The organism is Chryseobacterium sp. W4I1 (genome assembly GCF_030816115.1).
GTDB lineage: Bacteria > Bacteroidota > Bacteroidia > Flavobacteriales > Weeksellaceae > Chryseobacterium.
Genome location: NZ_JAUSXQ010000001.1, coordinates 297,017 through 315,871 on the forward strand (window position 1 = coordinate 297,017; position 18,855 = coordinate 315,871).

Consider the following 18,855-nt stretch of genomic DNA (forward strand, 5'->3'; position numbering starts at 1 on the left):
GGTAAAACAATGATAGAAAAGATAGAAGAACTACTTACCGAAGTAAACAGCTTCAATGCTACATCTAAAGAGGAAATTGAAAACTTCCGGATTAAGTATAATGGTAAAAAAGGTGTTCTGAATGATTTTTTTGAAAAATTTAAAGAAGTTCCAAACGACCAGAAAAAAGAATTCGGGCAGAAGATCAATTCTTTGAAGCAGGCTGTTGCAGGAAAACTGGAGAATCTGAAAGATGCTTCCGGATCTGCTGTGGTTACAGAAAAAGAAGACCTTACAAGACCTGCTTTTCCATTGGATCTGGGATCAAGACACCCAATCAATCTGGTAAAAAACAGGATCATTGAAATTTTCAAATCCATTGGTTTTGCTGTAGCCGACGGTCCTGAAATAGAGGACGACTGGCACAACTTTACGGCACTTAACCTTCCTGAATACCACCCGGCAAGAGATATGCAGGATACTTTCTTTATAGAACAAAATCCGGATATCCTTTTAAGAACGCATACTTCTTCCGTACAGATCCGTTATATGGAAGAAAACCAGCCGCCAATCCGAATCCTTTCCCCGGGAAGAGTATTCAGAAATGAGGCTATTTCTTCACGTTCACACTGTATTTTCCATCAGATTGAAGGTTTGTATATTGATGAGAATGTAAGCTTTGCAGATCTTAAACAGACGATCCAATTCTTTACGACAGAGCTTTTCGGAAAATCCAAAATCAGAATGAGACCTTCTTACTTCCCGTTTACAGAACCTAGTGCTGAAATCGATGTATATTGGGGATTAAACTCTGAAACCGATTACAGAATTACTAAAGGAACAGGCTGGCTGGAGATCATGGGATGTGGAATGGTAGATCCTGCTGTACTGAAAAATGTGAATATTGATGCCGAGAAATATTCAGGATATGCATTCGGAATGGGTATTGAAAGAATTACGATGCTTCTTTACCAAATGAGTGACATCAGAATGTTCTTTGAAAATGATATCAGAACTTTAGAACAGTTTAAAACACTATAAAAAATTAAACCTCCGGAATTTCCGGAGGTTTTGTTTTTAATTACTGACCTAAGAAACAAAACGTAATTAAAAACGATTGTATTGAAAATTTACAACGTATATGATCTTATCCATTGGCTATATTATTTTTTGTTAATATACCAAAATACTGTCCGGAGTAGAAGTTTTTCATCCTTGCTGTTATTAATAAGACAACCGGAAACTGAAATTCATTACATCATAACAATAAAAAATGCCGGGAAAATGATTTCGCCGGCATTTTTTATTGTTGAAAGACTGTTATATTTTTTACTTAATATATTTTAAAGGGTATTTTACGTTTTTCAGATCTTCAATACTTGCTTTCAGGGAACCTACAGCCAGTTCAGCCTGCAACAGCATAGGAATATGGTTGGCATCGTTCGTTACCCACATCGTTACGCCTTCTTTTTCCTTAAAAACCCTTCCACTTTTTACAGACGGGATAATCTTCAGACAGTTGATGGTTCCGAATTTTGTTTTAAGATCTTCAGTGCCTGTTACTTTCAGCTGGAACGGAAACATTTCATCATCAATCCATACATTCATATTGATTACGGTTCCCACTTTCAGCTCGCTTGTACTTTTGCTTCTCAGGTAATAAAAGCAGGAAAGCATGTCCTGAACTCCTTTTACAGATTTAATTACCTTGGAACCGTTCGCAGGCGTTTTTTTGTCCGTCAATATCAGCGTATGATTGTCATGATTGAAAACTGTTTCAAAATGCTGACGATAGCCACCTTCCCGTACATTTCTCACATAGAAACTTGGCAAACCGGTCTCTGTATTAATGAAACTTTCATATAAATCTTCTACTTTAAAGAAAGCTTTTACGGCGCCGGTGGTCTTTCCTGTGCCTTTAACATACAGATGAGGTTCGCCCATATATGTTGTTTTCTTCGTGGTAAGATTGGCGGTTCCGGCATTCAGGATTCCGTAATGGATTCTGAATGTAATGGATTCACCATCAGCAATATTGTCGATCTGAGCATAACTCATTATGAACATTAATATTGCAAAAAGACTTAAAATTTTCTTCATAATATGTCATTTAACAAAAACACTGCCAAATTTAATGATTCTTACAGAGTTAGCTGGGTTTGATAAATCTCAGGTTTTTATTTAGAATCAATTAAATATGCTTCGCATTAAAATTAGTAAATTTGCAGTTACATGTATAATTAAATTATCTTTTTATTATGATAACCACTGATATATTGATCATAGGAGCCGGACCTACCGGGCTTTTTGCTGTTTTTGAAGCAGGTTTACTAAAAATGAAGTGTCATATTATTGATGCGCTTCCACAGCCAGGAGGACAGCTAGCAGAGCTTTATCCAAAGAAACCTATTTTCGATATTCCTGGATATCCTTCTGTGAATGCAGGAGAATTAGTAGATAATTTGATGGAGCAGATCAAGCAGTTCCAGCCGGGATTCACTTTGGGGGAAACTGCCGTTTCTTATACAAAGGTAGATGATGAATGGTTTGAAGTGATCACCAACAAAGGGACTGTTCACAGGTGTAAAGCTATTGCTATTGCCGGTGGTTTGGGAACTTTTGAGCCTAGAAAACCTACTTTTGAAAATGTAGCTGACTATGAAGAAAAAGGTCTTGAATATTTCGTGAAAGAGCCTGAGCATTTCAGAAACAAAAAAGTAGTGATCGCCGGAGGTGGAGATTCTGCTTTGGACTGGAGTGTCTTCCTTTCAAATGTTGCAAGTGAGGTGACTTTGATCCACAGAAGAAATGAATTCAGAGGTGCTTTGGATTCAGTGGAAAAAGTTCAGGATCTTAAAAACGAAGGGAAAATCAAGTTGATTACACCGGCTGAAGTTACCGGAATCAAAGGCAATGGAAAAGTAGAAGCGATCACAGTACAGATTGATGGGCAGGAAGCTTTCGATATTGAAACAGATTATTTCATTCCTTTATTCGGACTGACTCCAAAATTAGGAGAGATCGGAAACTGGGGATTAAATATTGAGAAGAATGCAATTGTAGTCAACAATGCACTTGATTATCAAACGAACATCGACGGTATTTACGCAATTGGTGACATCAATACTTATCCAGGGAAACTAAAGCTGATCCTTTGTGGATTCCACGAAGCTACTTTGATGTGTCAGAGTGTTTACAACAGGCTGAATCCGGGTAAGAAATTTGTACTAAAATATACGACCGTAAGTGGTGTAGACGGATTTGACGGTAGCCGTAAGGAAGCAGAAAAGGCAGTTGTGAAAAAAATTGACTAATTTTGCCCTATTATGTCAGATATTAATATAAAGATCACGGATCGGGAAGGGGTAACCCATGATGTTGTAGCCCCTACAGATATGTCTATGAACCTGATGGAGATCATCCGTTCTTATGAATTGGCGGAAGAGGGAACTATCGGAGTATGCGGAGGAATGGCGATGTGCGCCTCATGTCAGGTATATGTGATCAATGATCCGGGCCTGGAGCCGATGGGTGATGAAGAAGATGCCATGCTGGGAGAAGCTTTCCATGTGAAAGAGAACAGCAGACTGGGCTGCCAGCTGCATATGATGGATGAAATGGAAGGTCTTGAGGTGGCGATTGCTCCTTATCCTTAGACTATATTTTAATTTAAATATTAAAAACTCCTGAAAAGTAAATTTTCAGGAGTTTTTTGTTTTAATTCTTAGAAGGCTGAAACTTTGGATGTCCCACCTGCCATAAAGCAAATGAAAAGATATCTGCATATTCCTTGAAAACTACATCCATATCACTGGTGAAATGTCCGTTTTCATAATTTACATACAATAAAACGGGTTTTCCTGAGCCTGAATTTTTCTGCAATATGGCCGCAAATTTTCCAGGTTCCCAAGGTACAATCCTGGAGTCGTTCATTCCGGTACGAATGATTACGGCAGGATATTTAACTCCTTTTTTCACTTTACTCTGGGCGTCCATTTCCAGAAGGTGCTTTGCATCTTCCTTATTTTCAATAGATCCTATTTCCGGAATCTGATTAGGTCCGTTTGCTGTAGTTTCTGAGCGCAGAGCGTTAGTCATTCCCACTTCAGCAATGGCTACGGCAAATAGGTCCGGTCTTTCAGTGATCGCTCTTCCAATAAGAACCCCTCCCATGCTTACTCCATTTCCGATCAACTTAGAAGGAGATGTGTATTTTTGATTTACCAAATATTCCGAACATGCGATGAAATCTTTCCAGGTATTCGGTTTATTGGCTTTCATACCTGTTTTATGCCAGTTTTCACCTTTCTCGCCTCCGCCTCTTACATGGGCGATAGCAACTATAGTACCTTGTTCCAGTAATACAGATAGTCTGGTAGAAAAACGAGGTTCATAAGATATTCCATAGCCGCCATAACCTGTAATGTAAGCCGGAGTACTGCCATCCATTTTTATATTCTTAGGATAAATAATAGAAAGAGGAACCATTACTCCGTCATGACTTTTTACTTCTACTTCTTTTACTTCATAAAGTTTATTATAATCAGGGTAGGATGTTTCAGAATTAAGGTATTTACTCTTTACTGCGTTGCCTTTTTCCGGATTATACTCATAAGTTGTCAGTGGAGTCAGCCAGTTTACATTGTTACAATAGATATTGTCATTTTCATGGGCATTTAGGGGTAGTGAACTATTAACACCCGGTGGAAGCTGAACTTTTTTGGGTTCTAAAGTATTGATATTTATCTGATATTTATCTCTTGTAATACCATTTCCTAATGAATAGAAAAGATAATTTTTAGTACTGTGGATTGCTATGATCACTGCATCTTTGCTCTCCGGAATAACAGTTTTTGCATTATTAATGTCTGGATTTGAGAGACTGGTCAGCGTAATCTTATAATTGGGAGCATCCTTATGAGTAAGGAGGAAAAGTTTATCTCCTGAAATATGGATGTCCGTAATATCGTCTGTAGGTTTTACAATCTGTCTCCATTTTATCTTCTTATTTTTTAATTCTGAATAAGGAGCTACAAAAATGGGACTTTCGGATTTTACGGAACTTAATCTAAGGATGATGTATTGAAAATCGTCCGTAAAACCAATACTAGTGAACTGCTCTGTTAAAGCATCCAGTTCGGGATAATCTTCTCTTGAAGCCAGTATTTTATCTGTTTTTGAATCAGTTCCTATCTCGTGGATCATCGCTTTCATATCCTTCAAAAGCATGTTGCTGTTTGGATCACCGGTACTCATTTTGGTATAAATGACAGATTTACCGTCTGGTGTAAACTCAAAAGAGAATTCGCTCCAGATAGGGCCTATCTCATCTTTTAACAGTTTTTTGGTAGCAATATCTAAGATTTTAAGATTACAAATCTCGCCACCTGACTTTGACAGTAATATAGCTATTTTCTCAGCTTTTAAATCGAGGGTGAAGTTTGTGATCTGTGTATTCTTACCAAGGGTTTCCGGATCGAATATCAAAGTTTCTTTTCCTGTAGACAGATCCCTAGAATAAAGCTTTGAAAGGCTTTCGTGCTTTTTAGTTTTGGCGTAAAAATATAGATTTTTCCTTTGCTTTATCACTCCGAAAGAATCTCCATTCATTTCCTGTACTTCTTTCATCCGGTTGAAAAGCTCTTCCCGGTTTGGAATTTTATCAATAATGGTATTGCTGAACTCGGACTGTGCCTTAAACCAGGACTGTACATCTGGACTTTTAAGATCTTCCAGCCATCTGTAATTATCGGTGATTTTAGTTCCGAAATAATTGTCAACAACAGCTTTCTCGGGAGTTGACGGATAATTATATTGTGCAGGAATTACCTGGCTTAAAAATAATCCCGTAGACAGAAAAAATTTTTTCATTGTTTATTTCTTGTAAGTGTGATAAATTTAATACTGCAAATGTACTAAACTTCATCCTTCGAAATCCATTTCCCCACATTGGGAGCCTGATAATTTTTCATTTTTTCCAAAAGCTCATCAATACTGTTACTTATCAAAAAGCATATCACGATTCACTTGCTTTAAAAATCCTTTATTAACCATGGTTTGAACTAATCTTATTAAATCATCATAAAACCCGTCAATATTCAGAATCCCGATCGGTTTTTTATGAAGTCCAAGCTGGGCCCAGGTGATCATTTCAAAAAACTCTTCCAGGGTTCCATAACCTCCGGGGAGAACGATCACACCGTCACAGAGATCATTCATTTTCATTTTCCTTTCGTGCATGGTTTCTACGATGATCAATTCCGTAAGATTTTTATGGGCAATTTCTTTAGACTGCAGGAATTGAGGCAGAACGCCTATTGCTTTTCCTCCCTCGCTTAAAACTCCATCTGCCACTGTTCCCATCAAACCTACATCTGCACCGCCATAGATCAGCTGAATTTGTTGTTTAGCAAAGGTTTGCCCAAGCAGGAAGGCCTGGTTTTTATAAATATCGTCTGTACCGAAACTTGATCCGCAGAATACGGTTATATTTTTCATATTTGAATAATATTTAAATTAAAAATATCCAAAATCATACGACTTTGGATATTCAATATAGCAATTTTACAAATTTATTTTAAAGGAATATTCGCTAAAATATCTTTAGTGAAGCTCCAGAACTTTTGTGCTGAAGGGATATTCGCTTTCTCATCCGGAGAATGCGCTCCTCTGATCGTGGGTCCGAAACTTACCATTTCCATTTCAGGGTAATTGGCTCCAATGATACCACACTCCAAGCCTGCGTGGCAAGCAACTACGTGTGGTTTTTTACCAAACTTTTCTGTATAGATCTTTTCCATAATCTGTACAATCTCAGAACCTGGTTTTGGTTTCCATCCCGGATAAGAACCGCTGAATTCTACCTTCATGCCGGCTAATTCTGCAACAGATTTTAATTGCTCTGCCACAGAATATTTAGATGAATCTACAGAAGACCTGGTAAGGTTTAAAATTTTAAGCTCTCCGCCTTTTAATTCCACTCTTGCAACGTTGTTGGATGCTTCTACAAGATCCTTTACGTCCGGGCTCATTCTGTAAACCCCGTTGTGAAGAGATTTTAAAGTCAGAATAATCTTTTTTGAATCTTCTTCAGAAATCGCTTTATCAGAAGTTGTAGAATTTTCAATATTGATCTGGATGCCAGGTTCAACGTTAGCAAATTCTTCTAAAATTTCTTTTTTAAGAACCGTTGCTGTTTCGATAAACTCCTGAGCATTTCTCACAGAAACCAATGCCGCACCTTCTCTCGGAATTGCATTTCTCAATCCGCCTCCGTCTACAGAGATCAGCTGGATGTTCTGCTGTTCCAAACCTTTATAAAGAAGTCTTCCAAGAATAATATTGGAGTTTCCGAAACCTTTGTGGATATCCATTCCTGAATGTCCTCCCTGAAGTCCCTTCACTTCAATCCTTACAATCTGCCCTTTTGCGGCTTCTGTTGTATAATTTTGAGTAATGGTAACATCAACACCGCCTGCACAGCCGATATCGATCTCATCATCCTCTTCTGTATCTAAATTTAGCAAAATTTTTCCCGTTAATTGCCCCGGTTTTAAGCCTATGGCACCTGTCATTCCCGTTTCTTCATCAATGGTGAAAAGGGCTTCCAGATCAGGATGCGGAATATCTGAACTTTCAAGAATAGACATAATTGTAGCTACACCTAGACCATTGTCGGCACCTAAAGTAGTTCCTTTAGCCTTTACCCAGTCCCCGTCAATCTCCATTTTGATTCCTTCTGTGTCGAAATCAAAATTAACATCATTGTTCTTCTGGCATACCATATCCAGGTGCGACTGAAGCACAATAGACTTACGGTTTTCCATCCCCGCAGTAGCCGGTTTTTTGATGATAACGTTTCCTACTTCATCTACAGTAGTTTCCAATCCTAAATTTTCACCAAATTCTTTGATGAAAGCAATGACTCTTTCTTCTTTTTTAGACGGCCTTGGAACTGCATTTAATCTGGAGAAATTTTTCCAGATAATCTGCGGTTCTATATTAGATAATTCCATGAACTTTTATTTTTATCAAAATTACAAAATAAAAAATGCTTCCGTGAATTCAGAAGCATTTTTTATAGTTCATATGTGGGTAAAAAGCAGGATTATTTTCTTGTTTTTCCTAACATCCACATTCTCCGTAAATAGGAAGAGTTTCTACGGTACCATCAGGTTTTTCAATCGTCAGTGTACCTTCAAATAATAAAGCTTCTTCCTTTTTTATTTTTTTGCCTTTTATGGAAATTTTATAGTTATCGCTTTCAATTTCTTTCGTCAGCTCCTCGTCCACTTCCATATCACTTGATGAAATAAGATTCATTGCCAGTCTTTTGCCATCGAGCTTCATATAAGCCGTTTTTCCTGCATCATCGGCATAAATGTATTTCTCTGCTTCAAAATCAGCCTTATTTTTTGCAAAATAACATGAGCATTCCTTGATTTCTTTCGGGAAGGGAATAATGTCTACCAGTATCTTCCCTGAAGCAGTTTCTGTTTTAGCAGAATCTTTCACCAGATGTAAAGAATCTGTAGTAGTAGAATTCTGAACGGTTTCTTTATCTTTTTTACAGGCGGTCAAAAGTAACGCTGAAAAGAAAATGATTAAATATTTCATTGTCTGTGGTTTTTATTTATTAGCCTCTTGCTCTTTCCAGAAGAACCATCATCAGTAAGGATAAGATTACTAAACTTTCGTCTTCGTCATTAATATCAATCATTCTGTCAAGTTGAAACCTTCTTCCGAAGAACGACGGCATTTTTTTTAGTTTAAAATATTCTTTTCCGTCCATACCTCTTACAGTATAAGCCGGATTAAGAAAATATCCGGTAAACATACCTATAATTGGAATCTCGCTTACCATTCCATCAAAGAACTTTGTCCACGCATTATCTTCTGTAACTGTGAATTTTTGCTGATCGTTTGAGTCAAGGATATCATAACTGGATTTCCAGATAGAACGCATTCCTTTTCTGGCCAGTCTTCCATAATTTTTGTTATCGGTAAGGTCATTTAAAGAATAAGACGCATTGAAATCGATCCATTGATTGGCTTTAATCCTGAAAAGCTCCTGGGATTTACTTTCGTCATTGAAAACAATAACATCCTCCTTCAGTTTAAACATTTTCTGGCGGACATACGCTACATAACTCCCATTTTTGTCAGTTATATTAAAGTCACTTGCCAAAGTGGAGATCTTGAATTTGAAATCCAGGGGATAGTTTAGATTTTTAAGTACCATTAGTTTATTTTTTTCATATTAGAACCCCAAAGATAGAGGTTTTTTTAGAATGAAGGAGTAAGAATTTAGGCATCAGATTTGAGACACAAGATATAAGACTTTAGACTGAGGTTGAGATTAGGGAGGGAAATGTGAATGGTGAATTTGTTTCACAGTGAATGGTGAATTTTAGAATGAGGAAATATGAGATAGAATAAAGAATAAATAATAAAGAATAAATAATAAAGAATAAAGAATAAAGAATAAAGAATAAAGAATAAAGAATAAAGAAAAGAATAAAGAATAAAGAATAAAGAATAAAGAATAAAGAGATAAGATGTTAGATTTCGGACAAGGACTTACTTTTTACATTTTAACTTTTCTGAACATTTTTCATGCCCTTTTTTAAACTCCTAAACACTCAAACTCTCCGACACTCAAACTCGTATCTCTCAACAATATTCCTTATTTTTGTACTTATGGATTACCCTAGTAAAGTTTTGGCAAAAGCCGTCGATGAAATTTCAGGGCTGCCCGGAATTGGCAGGAAAACAGCTTTGAGATTGGCCTTACATCTGCTAAAACAACCCAGCTCCAGAGCTGTAAGTCTTGGAAACTCAGTGATCAACCTTGTCAATGAAATAAAATACTGCAAAGACTGTCATAATTTTTCTGATTTTGAAGTCTGTGAAATCTGCAGTAATGAAAAAAGAAATGGCGAGGTGATCTGTATTGTGGAAGATGTACGTGATGTAATCGCTATTGAAAACACAGGAAAATTTACAGGGAAATATCTGATCTTGGGAGGAAAGATATCACCAATGGAAGGAATAGGACCTAATCAGCTTAATATTCCAAGCATTGAAAAAAAACTGAATGAGGGCACTGTAAAAGAATTCATTTTTGCATTGAGTGCTACAATGGAAGGAGATACAACAGCTTATTATATTTACAAAAAATTTAAAAATCTGAATGTAAATTTTTCAAGCATTGCCAGAGGAATATCGGTAGGGGATGAGCTGGAATATGCAGATGAGGTGTCCCTGGGAAGATCAATTATCAACAGGTTGCCATACAACGAAAGAGATTAATATGAAGCTGTCCATAATTATCGTTAATTATAATGTGACCAGGCTGTTGAGAAGCTGTCTTCTGTCTATTCAGAAATATATGGAAGGAGGATATTATGAGGTAATTGTTATAGATAATGCCTCTACAGATGCTTCCTGGAACGATCTTATTCCTGAATTTCCTACAGTACATTTTATATCTTCTGAAAAGAACGAAGGTTTTGCAGTTGCTAACAACAAAGCTGTAAAAACCGCAGCCGGAGAATATGTGCTGCTTCTCAATCCGGATACGGAGCTGGAAGGATCTTATATGAAAGAACTTCTGGATTTTGCTGATTCCAAAGTAGATTTTGGATGTCTTGGGGTGAGAATGCATGATGCAGATGGTCATTTTTTACCGGAAAGCAAACGTTCTGTACCGGATATGTTCAATTCGTTTGAAAAGCTATTTACCAATTTTAAAAGAAGCAATTCAAAATCCTATTACCGTAGCGATATTGATGAAAATGCAGTGGCAGAAGTAGATGTCGTTACCGGAGCATTTTTATTGGTTAAAAAAGAAAGGTACGAGAAAGTGGGTGGCCTTGATGAAGCTTACTTTATGTACGGGGAAGATATTGATCTGTGCTATACATTGTTGAAGAATGGCTATAAAAACTATTATTACGGAAAAGCATCCATTCTTCACCACAAAGGAGAAAGTTCCATTAAAGATGAAGTGTATCTCGATCGGTTTTATGGGGCCATGCAGATCTTTATAGATAAATATTACAAGGAATCCAAACCCATGCAGTATTCGTTTTTAAAAGCAGGTTTGAAGCTTCGCCATAAAATAGAGAAGATCAAGTTAAAATAAAAAAGCAGTTCAAATTATTGAACTGCTTTTGTTTTATGTAAGATAAGTCTTGTATTACTTAGCCGGAGCTACCGGTGTTGTTGTAGTGGAGGCTGGAGCTGACTGCTTTTGTGCAGGAACTTCTTTCTTCACTGGTTGCTGCTGTGCAGGAACTGCTGCAGAAGGTTTACCTGTGATCACAACGCTTATCAGGATAAGAACGATGATTACTGAGCCAAGAGTCCATGTTGCTTTTTCCATGAAATCATTGGTTCTCTGTACGCCAAACTGTGCAGATGATGCTCCTCCGAAAGTACTGGAAAGACCTCCTCCTTTTGGATTTTGAGCCATAACGATGATCACCAATAAAACGCTGGCGATCATAACAAGAACCATCAATAGTGTAAATATAGTATCCATTAATTCTGATATCTTTTTGAATGGGCAAATTTAATCTTTTTTTACCGAATGACAAAAAAAAGAACCCGCTAAATGTTATTAAAAATAAAAACGGCAGCAGACGCTGCCGTTTTTATTATAAAAAAGTCTGTTTTATTTAAAGTCAGAATCTTTAGCCTGGTTCACCTGGCGTGACTGTACTGCAAGATTGATATCCATTCCGCCCATATTCTGGATGATTGTGAATGGGAATTTTACTCCTGAAACCTCTTTGTAATCTGCATAGCTTGTAGGAATAGATCCTGCTTCGCTGGATTTTGTTTCGCCGGTCTTAAGTCCAGTCTTTACACTGTAGTAGTAAGTTGCTTTTGCTCCTTTTATCACATAAGAATCTTCGTTATTGTACTTTTCGATTCCTGCCAGTTTGTATTCCGGAGATTTTGCAAAAGTAAGTTCCGGGAAAAGTTCCGGATCAGCCATATCAGCTTTCTGTTTGTCATTTAAAGCAACCTTCTTACCCTGAGCTTCCATATAGCCGTCCTTACCGTCAAAAGCAATTTTCTGGATCGTATTGCCCATCATTTTCATCTCCAGCAGCATTTTTCCGCCTTTAGCCTGTACCAGCTTCATATTCATTTCCATGCCCTGTACTTTCGTACTAGCATCTGTAGAGATAGAAGTGATTTTCTGTACGGCAGCCAGACCTCCGATTGCATTGATATATTTATCTGCAACAGATCCTATTGTTACGCTGGCATCCACTTTCTGTGCTGTGGTTTTTGCCACCGGATTAGCTTCTTTATCGTAGTACTTTACAGGATAACCCAATTTTTCCAATCCTTCAGAAATATCAGACGCTTTACCGGCGATGAAAATTCTGCTTTGATTTGGTAAGATAGTCGTTTTTACAGCATTGGAAATATCTGTAGCAGTTACTTTATCAATAGATTTTAGATAATTGGTGTAGAAATCAGATGGCAAATCCTGAACTTTTTGATTCAAAGCGAATCTTGCGATGGTTTCTGGCTTTTCTAAAGACATGATGAAAGAGCCCTTCAGTTTTGCCTTTGCGTTTTCCAGTTCTTCAGGTTTTACGGTAGAAATAGCGTTAAGTTCATTCATGAATTCCTTAACCGCCTTATCTGTAACCTCATTTCTTACACTCGCATCAGCTGAGAAATCAGAAGAATATTTATCAGCACTCATGCTGGAATAAGCTCCATAAGTGAATCCATTCTTCTCACGAAGATTCATGAATAGTCTTGCTTCCCCACCTCCGCCAAGGATATAATTGGCCATTGTAGCAGCGAAATAGTTAGGGTCCTTCATTTTAAGATTGTTCAGGTTGCTCACCGAAACTACAGACTGTACCGCTGAAGGAATATCTACTACATTGATCTCTGTTTTGGCAACATTGGAAGCTGGTTCCAGAGGAGTTGCAGGCGTATTCGCTTTTTTCCATCCGCTGAAAGCTTTTTCAACCAACGGTTTGATCTGTTCAAATTTCACATCTCCCACAATCACTAAATAAGCATTATCTGGAGCGTAGTATTTTTTGTAAACGTTTTGTACGTCAGCCAGCTGGATCTTATTAATAGATTCCACGGTTTCAAATTCACCTCTTGCTGTATTTTTACCATACATTAGGGCATTAGAAACCTTTGAAGCGATAGCAGAAGCATTCTTTTCTTCAGACTTCAGACCTTCAATAGCTCTTTCTTTTGAATTCTGAATTTCTTCCGCAGAAAACTTAGGATTAATAATCGCATCGGCCATTAAACCCAATACTTCAGGGAAATATTTTGAAAGAGAGTTGGCAAAAGCACCATTGGAAGAGAAGTTTAAGCTGGCTCCCAGATAATCTACTTTTTTGTTAAAATCCTCTTTACTTAAGTTGGTCGTTCCGTTTTCCAGCTGTTCAGCCATGATAGAGCTTACACCCGTCACACTTCCTTCATTGAACGGAGGTCTGTCCATAGAAAGTGTCGTATTTACTCTTGGTAATTTGTTGTTTTCCACAACCATTACTGTAAGACCGTTGCTTAGTTGGAAAGTCTTTGGTTTCGCAATGTTGATAGCAGGAGTAGGTCCCGGTTTCGGCATTGCGTTAAGATCAATTTTTTGTGCTGAAATCGTTCCTGCGAAAAAAAACGCTGCAGCTATATATGTTAATTGCTTTTTCATTTGTAAAAAATTTAATTTTTAATAATCATTAAACCTGGAAGTCTTAACGATTACTTTTTTTCAGGAACGTAATTAATAATGACTCTTTGATTGGAATTAAGATACTTTTTAGCCGCATTCTGCAGATCCTGTCTTGTAATCGATCTGTAGATGTCGATTTCCTTATTGATCAGATTGGTATTCCCCATCAATACATGATTTGTTGCCAATGAAGCCGCAATTCCCTGAATACTTGAATTGGCATTCACAAACTGATTCTCATACTGGTTTTGAAGTTTCTGGTAATCTTCTTCAGAAATCAGAGTTGTCTGGAGTTTTTTGATTTCCGTATCAATATCAGCCTGTAAAGTCTGTTTCGTAGTCTGTCCCATCGGGATGGCAAAGAATGCGAAAATACTGTAATCTTCAAGCCCCTGGTTGAAAGCCTGTACAGCAAGCGCTTTTTTATCCTGATCAACTAATTTTTTATATAAAACTGAAGACTTACCGTTGCTCAGATAAGATGAAAGCATGTCAAGAACATAAGCGTCTTTCTCTTTGTTGGCAGGAGTTCTGTACGCAAAAATGTAAGCAGGAAGCTGAATGTTCGGGTCTGTAGCCGTTACTTCTTTTTCCTGTGTGATTGGTGCGTCTTTCGGGAAGTCTTTTGGGTAAAGCGTTCCTTTTTGAATTCCGCCATAATATTCCTGAATCCATTTCTTGGTCTGCTCAGGTTTGATGTCTCCTGCAACTACTAATGTAGCATTGTTTGGAACGTAGTATTTCTTGTAGAAAGCCTGGAACTCCTCAAGTTTTGCAGAGTTGAGATCTTCCATAGAACCTATCGTAGGCCAGTTGTATGGGTGATTGGTAAATAAATTTTTCTGAATAGTTGGGAAAAGATTTCCATAAGGCTGGTTGTCCATTCTTAATCTTTTTTCCTCCTTTACAACCTCTCTTTGAGTATCTACTCCTATCTGGTTGATTAAAGCATGACGCATTCTTTCAGATTCCATCCAAAGACCAAGCTGCTCGTTGTTAGACGGGAACGTTTCATAATAATACGTTCGGTCATTTGTTGTGTTAGCGTTGTTTTGACCTCCGTTTGAAGAAACGATCTTGAACCATTCACCTCTTTTGATATTGGGTGTTCCTTCAAATAAAAGATGTTCGAAGAAGTGGGCAAAACCTGTCCTTCCCTTTACTTCATCCTTCGCACCTACATGATACATTACTCCTGTAGTGACTACCGGAGCAGAATTATCCTGGTGCAGAATTACGTGAAGACCGTTGGGAAGATCATACTCTTCAAATTTGATTTGCTGTGCATTCAGTACCATTCCGAAGAAAGATGCAGCTGCCACAGAAAGAAGTCGCTTTTTCATAAAGTAGAAATTGTTTTGTATAAATTAGTAGGGAAAACACCGTATTTGTTACATAATTACTCTGCAATTTTTTTGATTTTTGTTTATTTGTAAAACTATTAACTCTATTATGAGAATTTATTATACTTTACTTTTTCTTTTTCCCTTTTTTCTGATGCAGGCACAGGATATCATCGATCAGGATGCGTTGAAGAAATGCAGAAAAGAATTCAATAAAAAGACTTGCCTGTCCGATGAAGACGGAGATGAAATTCCTTTTTATCTCGACCATTGCCCTAAAGAACAGGGTTCAACCGAGAATAAAGGCTGTCCATGGCCGGATGAAGATAAGGATGGAGTTCTTGATAAGGATGATCAATGTCAGGATGTAGCAGGACCCATTGAAAATAATGGCTGTCCGTGGCTGGATACAGACGGAGACGGAATTCTGGATAAAGATGATGCGTGTCCTACACAACCGGGAATGGCTGAAAATCTGGGTTGCCCGCCACGAAAAAGAGACTGCGGGAATTTATACGAACGGGAAAAAGAACGCTACGAGAAAGATATTGAGCAGCTTAAAAACATGAATTTCAGCAATCTTTTTGATCTCATATCTGCAGATCCGGATTTTAAAACATTCTTTTTGCAACCTAAAAAAGTTCTTTTTCTAAGAAATTCTACCATAGGTGGTGGCCCTGAATGTGGAAATGATGCCTACTATGACTGTAAACATTATGAAAAGAACATCGGGTCTGAGATTTTTAATAAACTCTGGAGTAAAAGTAATTTTGCCAAATTCAGAAAGAAAACTGGAAACGGGATTATTATTCCTGTATCGAATTTGTTTGGAAGTGGAGAACTTTTTTTTGGCTGGGAAAATGATGAAAGTAATTTTTTCGTCACTACAGGAAATACGCCTTTTTACAAAGGAAAAATTAATGATGACGGAAAAGAAAATAATTTTTATTACGTATCCCCTCAAAAACCGTCCAAAGACTTATTTATAACTAGAAAAGATAATAAATTTGTTGATTTACAGGAGGTAAGTTTCGGAATTTCTATGATGCCGAAGTATAATGAAGATTCAAACTTAGGTTTCCTGATAAGATTAAGTTTTTCAGCTCCCAAATCAGGCTATTTCTCGCAACCGACTAAATACTACCAATACAAAAACGGAAAATGGACGGTGACGAAAAATTTTAACGACTAAACCTTGCCGGAATAGACATCTCAATGTTTTACTTTCTATAAATTAAACTCATAATTTGAATTGTCCTTTGAATACATTAATTTTGTGTTCCCAAAATTTTTTGCAGCATGGATTATCTGAAAGGACTCAATGAATCACAATATGAAGCCGTTACCTCACTACAAGGACCTTTGATGGTGCTTGCGGGTGCCGGTTCCGGAAAAACACGTGTGCTTACCATGCGTATTGCCCACCTGATCCACAACGGAATTGACCCTTTCAATATTCTGGCACTGACGTTTACCAATAAAGCGGCCCGTGAAATGAAAGACCGTATCGCAAAAGTGGTAGGGGACAGCAATGCAAGAAGCTTATGGATGGGAACTTTTCACTCAGTGTTTGCAAGAATTCTACGAATTGAAGGCCATTACCTGGGCTATCCGTCCAATTTTACCATCTATGACCAGCAGGATGCCTTGAATGTTATCAGAAAAGTAATCAAAGACATGAATATTGATGCCGATCTTTATAAACCTAAAAAAGTTCAGGCAAGAATTTCTACCTATAAGAATAACCTGATCACGGTAAAAGCTTATTTCAATAATCAGGAACTGATGGAAGCTGATGAAAAAGCAAATATGAAATTCATTGGAAAAATTTACCAGAAATATGTAGAAGCCTGCTTCAAAAACGGAGCGATGGATTTTGATGATTTACTATTAAAAACCAATGAACTATTAACCCGTTTTCCTGAAGTGCTGGCAAAATACCAGGACAGGTTCAGGTATATCATGGTAGATGAGTACCAGGATACCAACCATTCCCAGTATCTTATTGTAAAAGCGCTGGCTTCAAAGTTTGAAAATATCTGCGTGGTAGGAGATGATGCGCAGTCCATTTACTCCTTCCGTGGTGCGAATATATATAACATCTTAAACTTTAAAAAGGATTATCCGGATGCGATCACGGTTTCTCTGGAGCAGAATTACCGTTCAACCCAGAATATTGTGAATGCAGCCAACGTGGTTATTGCAAAAAACCTTCAGCAGTTCAAGAAAAACGTTTTCAGTGATAACGAAGAAGGAGATAAGATTAAAATATACCGTTCCCTTTCCGATGCTGATGAGGCCAACTTCGTTGCCGGAAATATATGGGAGCTGAGAAATACTGATCAGAGAAAATACAGCGATTTCTCAATTCTATACAGAACAAATTCACAGACCAGAGCATTTGAAGATGCGCTGAGACGTAAAAATATTCCTTATAAGGTTTATGGAGGACTTTCTTTCTATCAAAGGAAGGAGGTGAAAGACCTTATTGCTTATCTGCGTCTTCTGGTCAATGAAAATGATTCAGAAGCACTGATGAGGATTATTAATTATCCTACGAGAGGAATTGGAGAAACCACCCAGAATAAACTGATTGTTTTTGCAGATTCCAATAATATTTCCATTTCTCAGGTTTTAAGCAATCTACCGATGTATGCGCCTCAATTAGGCTTAAATAATGGAGTTTTGACCAAGTTGAATGATTTCTGGTCTATGATCAAGGCTTTTCAGGTATTGCTGAAAACAGATACTGCTTACAGTGTTGCTATGGAAGTTGCCAAACGCAGCGGCCTGATCAAATTCTTAAAAGACGATCAGACTCCGGAGGGAATTTCCCGTGTAGAGAACGTTCAGGAATTAATGAATTCAATGCAGGGGTTTATTGAAGAGCAAATGCAGCTTGAAGACGGTGACCCGAGCCTTCCGAATTTCCTTGAGAATATTGCTCTTTCAGCAGATACTCAGGATAAAAATACCGATGAAGATATGGTTTCATTAATGACCATTCACCTTTCTAAAGGCCTGGAATTTCCGGTGGTGCACCTGGTGGGACTTGAAGAAAACCTTTTCCCGAGCTTTATGAGTTCTGCGACAAGGGAAGATCTGGAGGAAGAAAGACGTCTGTTTTATGTTGCATTAACGAGAGCTGAAAAGCAGGTATTTTTCTCTTATGCTGTTTCCCGTTTTCAATGGGGGAAAATTACAGATGCGGAGCCTTCAAGATTTTTAAGTGAAATTGACGACCAGTATATTGAATTCTTAAATCCTGCTCTGGAAAAGAGATTTATTAATAATACCGGAATCAAATCCAATATTTTTGATGAACATCCTTCAGAGCAAAAAGCATTCAGAAGAGTTGAAAAGAAAACCATTGATAAGGGTGACAGTTCAAAACCTGCATCGGAAGTAAGAAAACTGAAACCTGTAAGTACCGCAAAAATTATTAATCCAAGCGGAGCCTCTTCACAGGACATTGAAGTAGGAGACAAAGTGAGACACGACCGTTTCGGAATCGGAGAAGTTTCTTTCCTGGATGGTACTGATCCGCAGAACATCAAAGCCAAAGTGATTTTCATTCATGAGGGTGAGAAAAACCTCATTCTGAAATATGCCAAGCTGACGAAAATATAATAATACATTTTCAGCATAGAAGCTGATATACTATTCAGAACGGATTCCATTTTGGGATCCGTTTTTTATTAAATACAAATGACCCAAATGTTATCCATAAATAAACCCTTGTCGTCCTTAGTGCTGTTTATGAATTTGTGTAATGTTTGTTTAAAAGAAGTAATAGACCAAAAC

General features: G+C 37.6%; 15 protein-coding genes and 1 pseudogene. 7 read left to right on the plus strand and 9 right to left on the minus strand.

Annotated elements, in window-relative coordinates; genetic code table 11:
• The first annotated feature begins 9 nt into the window (after positions 1-9).
• Positions 10-1,020, plus strand: coding sequence for a phenylalanine--tRNA ligase subunit alpha (pheS, locus tag QF044_RS01430; RefSeq protein WP_307262781.1), 1,011 nt, complete (start codon positions 10-12; stop codon positions 1,018-1,020).
• Positions 1,021-1,308: 288 nt separating this feature from the next.
• On the opposite strand, the gene QF044_RS01435 is transcribed toward pheS, so the two are convergent.
• On the minus strand, positions 1,309-2,079 hold the full coding sequence (locus QF044_RS01435; RefSeq protein ID WP_307262783.1) for a DUF3108 domain-containing protein: 771 nt from the start codon (positions 2,077-2,079) through the stop codon (positions 1,309-1,311).
• Positions 2,080-2,237: 158 nt separating this feature from the next.
• On the opposite strand from QF044_RS01435, the gene QF044_RS01440 reads away from it, so the two are divergent.
• Together QF044_RS01440 and QF044_RS01445 are read left to right on the plus strand one after the other, a co-directional pair.
• Complete coding sequence (locus tag QF044_RS01440; protein ID WP_307262786.1) at positions 2,238-3,293, plus strand: NAD(P)/FAD-dependent oxidoreductase; 1,056 nt, start codon at positions 2,238-2,240, stop codon at positions 3,291-3,293.
• Positions 3,294-3,305: 12 nt separating this feature from the next.
• Complete coding sequence (locus tag QF044_RS01445) at positions 3,306-3,635, plus strand: ferredoxin (protein WP_307262789.1); 330 nt, start codon at positions 3,306-3,308, stop codon at positions 3,633-3,635.
• A gap of 61 nt (positions 3,636-3,696) precedes the next feature.
• Here the strand turns inward: QF044_RS01445 and QF044_RS01450 are convergent, their stop codons facing one another.
• From QF044_RS01450 to QF044_RS01470, 5 genes and pseudogenes are all read right to left on the minus strand, one after another.
• Complete coding sequence (locus QF044_RS01450) at positions 3,697-5,850, minus strand: prolyl oligopeptidase family serine peptidase (protein ID WP_307262791.1); 2,154 nt, start codon at positions 5,848-5,850, stop codon at positions 3,697-3,699.
• 44 nt (positions 5,851-5,894) lie between these two features.
• Positions 5,895-6,477, minus strand: a pseudogene (locus QF044_RS01455) (TIGR00730 family Rossman fold protein).
• A 74-nt stretch (positions 6,478-6,551) separates the two neighbouring features.
• Positions 6,552-7,994 (minus strand): aminoacyl-histidine dipeptidase, encoded by a 1,443-nt coding sequence (locus QF044_RS01460; protein ID WP_307262794.1) that lies wholly within the window; start codon positions 7,992-7,994, stop codon positions 6,552-6,554.
• 109 nt (positions 7,995-8,103) lie between these two features.
• Complete coding sequence (locus QF044_RS01465) at positions 8,104-8,595, minus strand: hypothetical protein (protein ID WP_307262796.1); 492 nt, start codon at positions 8,593-8,595, stop codon at positions 8,104-8,106.
• A gap of 19 nt (positions 8,596-8,614) precedes the next feature.
• Entirely contained in the window at positions 8,615-9,220 is a 606-nt protein-coding gene (locus tag QF044_RS01470) for a hypothetical protein (RefSeq protein WP_307262798.1), read from the minus strand.
• A 458-nt stretch (positions 9,221-9,678) separates the two neighbouring features.
• Between QF044_RS01470 and recR the strand changes: the two genes are divergently transcribed.
• Both recR and QF044_RS01480 read left to right on the plus strand, forming a co-directional pair.
• On the plus strand, positions 9,679-10,290 hold the full coding sequence (gene recR, locus QF044_RS01475; protein WP_307262800.1) for a recombination mediator RecR: 612 nt from the start codon (positions 9,679-9,681) through the stop codon (positions 10,288-10,290).
• A complete protein-coding gene (locus QF044_RS01480) occupies positions 10,286-11,125 on the plus strand; it encodes a glycosyltransferase family 2 protein (RefSeq protein ID WP_307271899.1) in 840 nt (279 codons plus the stop codon). The genes recR and QF044_RS01480 overlap by 5 nt, the downstream gene beginning before the upstream one ends.
• Before the next feature lie 54 nt (positions 11,126-11,179).
• Here QF044_RS01480 and secG read toward each other — a convergent pair whose 3' ends face one another.
• The 3 genes from secG to QF044_RS01495 form a co-directional block, all read right to left on the minus strand.
• Entirely contained in the window at positions 11,180-11,524 is a 345-nt protein-coding gene (gene secG / locus QF044_RS01485; protein ID WP_307262802.1) for a preprotein translocase subunit SecG, read from the minus strand.
• A gap of 132 nt (positions 11,525-11,656) precedes the next feature.
• Positions 11,657-13,687: a pitrilysin family protein gene (locus tag QF044_RS01490; protein ID WP_307262804.1), complete on the minus strand. Its 2,031-nt coding sequence runs from the start codon at positions 13,685-13,687 to the stop codon at positions 11,657-11,659.
• A 50-nt stretch (positions 13,688-13,737) separates the two neighbouring features.
• Positions 13,738-15,051, minus strand: a complete 1,314-nt coding sequence (locus QF044_RS01495) for a pitrilysin family protein (RefSeq protein WP_307262807.1) — start codon at positions 15,049-15,051, stop codon at positions 13,738-13,740.
• A gap of 109 nt (positions 15,052-15,160) precedes the next feature.
• Between QF044_RS01495 and QF044_RS21555 the strand changes: the two genes are divergently transcribed.
• Together QF044_RS21555 and QF044_RS01505 are read left to right on the plus strand one after the other, a co-directional pair.
• Positions 15,161-16,243, plus strand: coding sequence for a thrombospondin type 3 repeat-containing protein (locus QF044_RS21555; RefSeq protein ID WP_373462577.1), 1,083 nt, complete (start codon positions 15,161-15,163; stop codon positions 16,241-16,243).
• Between the two features lie 107 nt (positions 16,244-16,350).
• Positions 16,351-18,681 carry an ATP-dependent helicase gene (locus QF044_RS01505; protein WP_307262809.1) on the plus strand — a complete coding sequence of 777 codons (2,331 nt, stop codon included), beginning with the start codon at positions 16,351-16,353 and terminating at the stop codon, positions 18,679-18,681.
• Positions 18,682-18,855 lie beyond the last annotated feature (174 nt).

Bases quoted from the DNA above. Each gene is read 5' to 3' on its own strand.
- QF044_RS01505 (WP_307262809.1), top strand. From the start codon at position 16,351: ATGGATTATCTGAAAGGACTCAATGAATCACAATATGAAGCCGTTACC.
- QF044_RS01445 (WP_307262789.1), top strand. From the start codon at position 3,306: ATGTCAGATATTAATATAAAGATCACGGATCGGGAAGGGGTAACCCAT.
- QF044_RS01450 (WP_307262791.1), bottom strand. From the start codon at position 5,850: ATGAAAAAATTTTTTCTGTCTACGGGATTATTTTTAAGCCAGGTAATT.
- QF044_RS01470 (WP_307262798.1), bottom strand. From the start codon at position 9,220: ATGGTACTTAAAAATCTAAACTATCCCCTGGATTTCAAATTCAAGATC.
- QF044_RS01465 (WP_307262796.1), bottom strand. From the start codon at position 8,595: ATGAAATATTTAATCATTTTCTTTTCAGCGTTACTTTTGACCGCCTGT.
- secG (WP_307262802.1), bottom strand. From the start codon at position 11,524: ATGGATACTATATTTACACTATTGATGGTTCTTGTTATGATCGCCAGC.
- QF044_RS01495 (WP_307262807.1), bottom strand. From the start codon at position 15,051: ATGAAAAAGCGACTTCTTTCTGTGGCAGCTGCATCTTTCTTCGGAATG.
- recR (WP_307262800.1), top strand. From the start codon at position 9,679: ATGGATTACCCTAGTAAAGTTTTGGCAAAAGCCGTCGATGAAATTTCA.
- pheS (WP_307262781.1), top strand. From the start codon at position 10: ATGATAGAAAAGATAGAAGAACTACTTACCGAAGTAAACAGCTTCAAT.
- QF044_RS01460 (WP_307262794.1), bottom strand. From the start codon at position 7,994: ATGGAATTATCTAATATAGAACCGCAGATTATCTGGAAAAATTTCTCC.
- QF044_RS01440 (WP_307262786.1), top strand. From the start codon at position 2,238: ATGATAACCACTGATATATTGATCATAGGAGCCGGACCTACCGGGCTT.
- QF044_RS01435 (WP_307262783.1), bottom strand. From the start codon at position 2,079: ATGAAGAAAATTTTAAGTCTTTTTGCAATATTAATGTTCATAATGAGT.
- QF044_RS21555 (WP_373462577.1), top strand. From the start codon at position 15,161: ATGAGAATTTATTATACTTTACTTTTTCTTTTTCCCTTTTTTCTGATG.
- QF044_RS01490 (WP_307262804.1), bottom strand. From the start codon at position 13,687: ATGAAAAAGCAATTAACATATATAGCTGCAGCGTTTTTTTTCGCAGGA.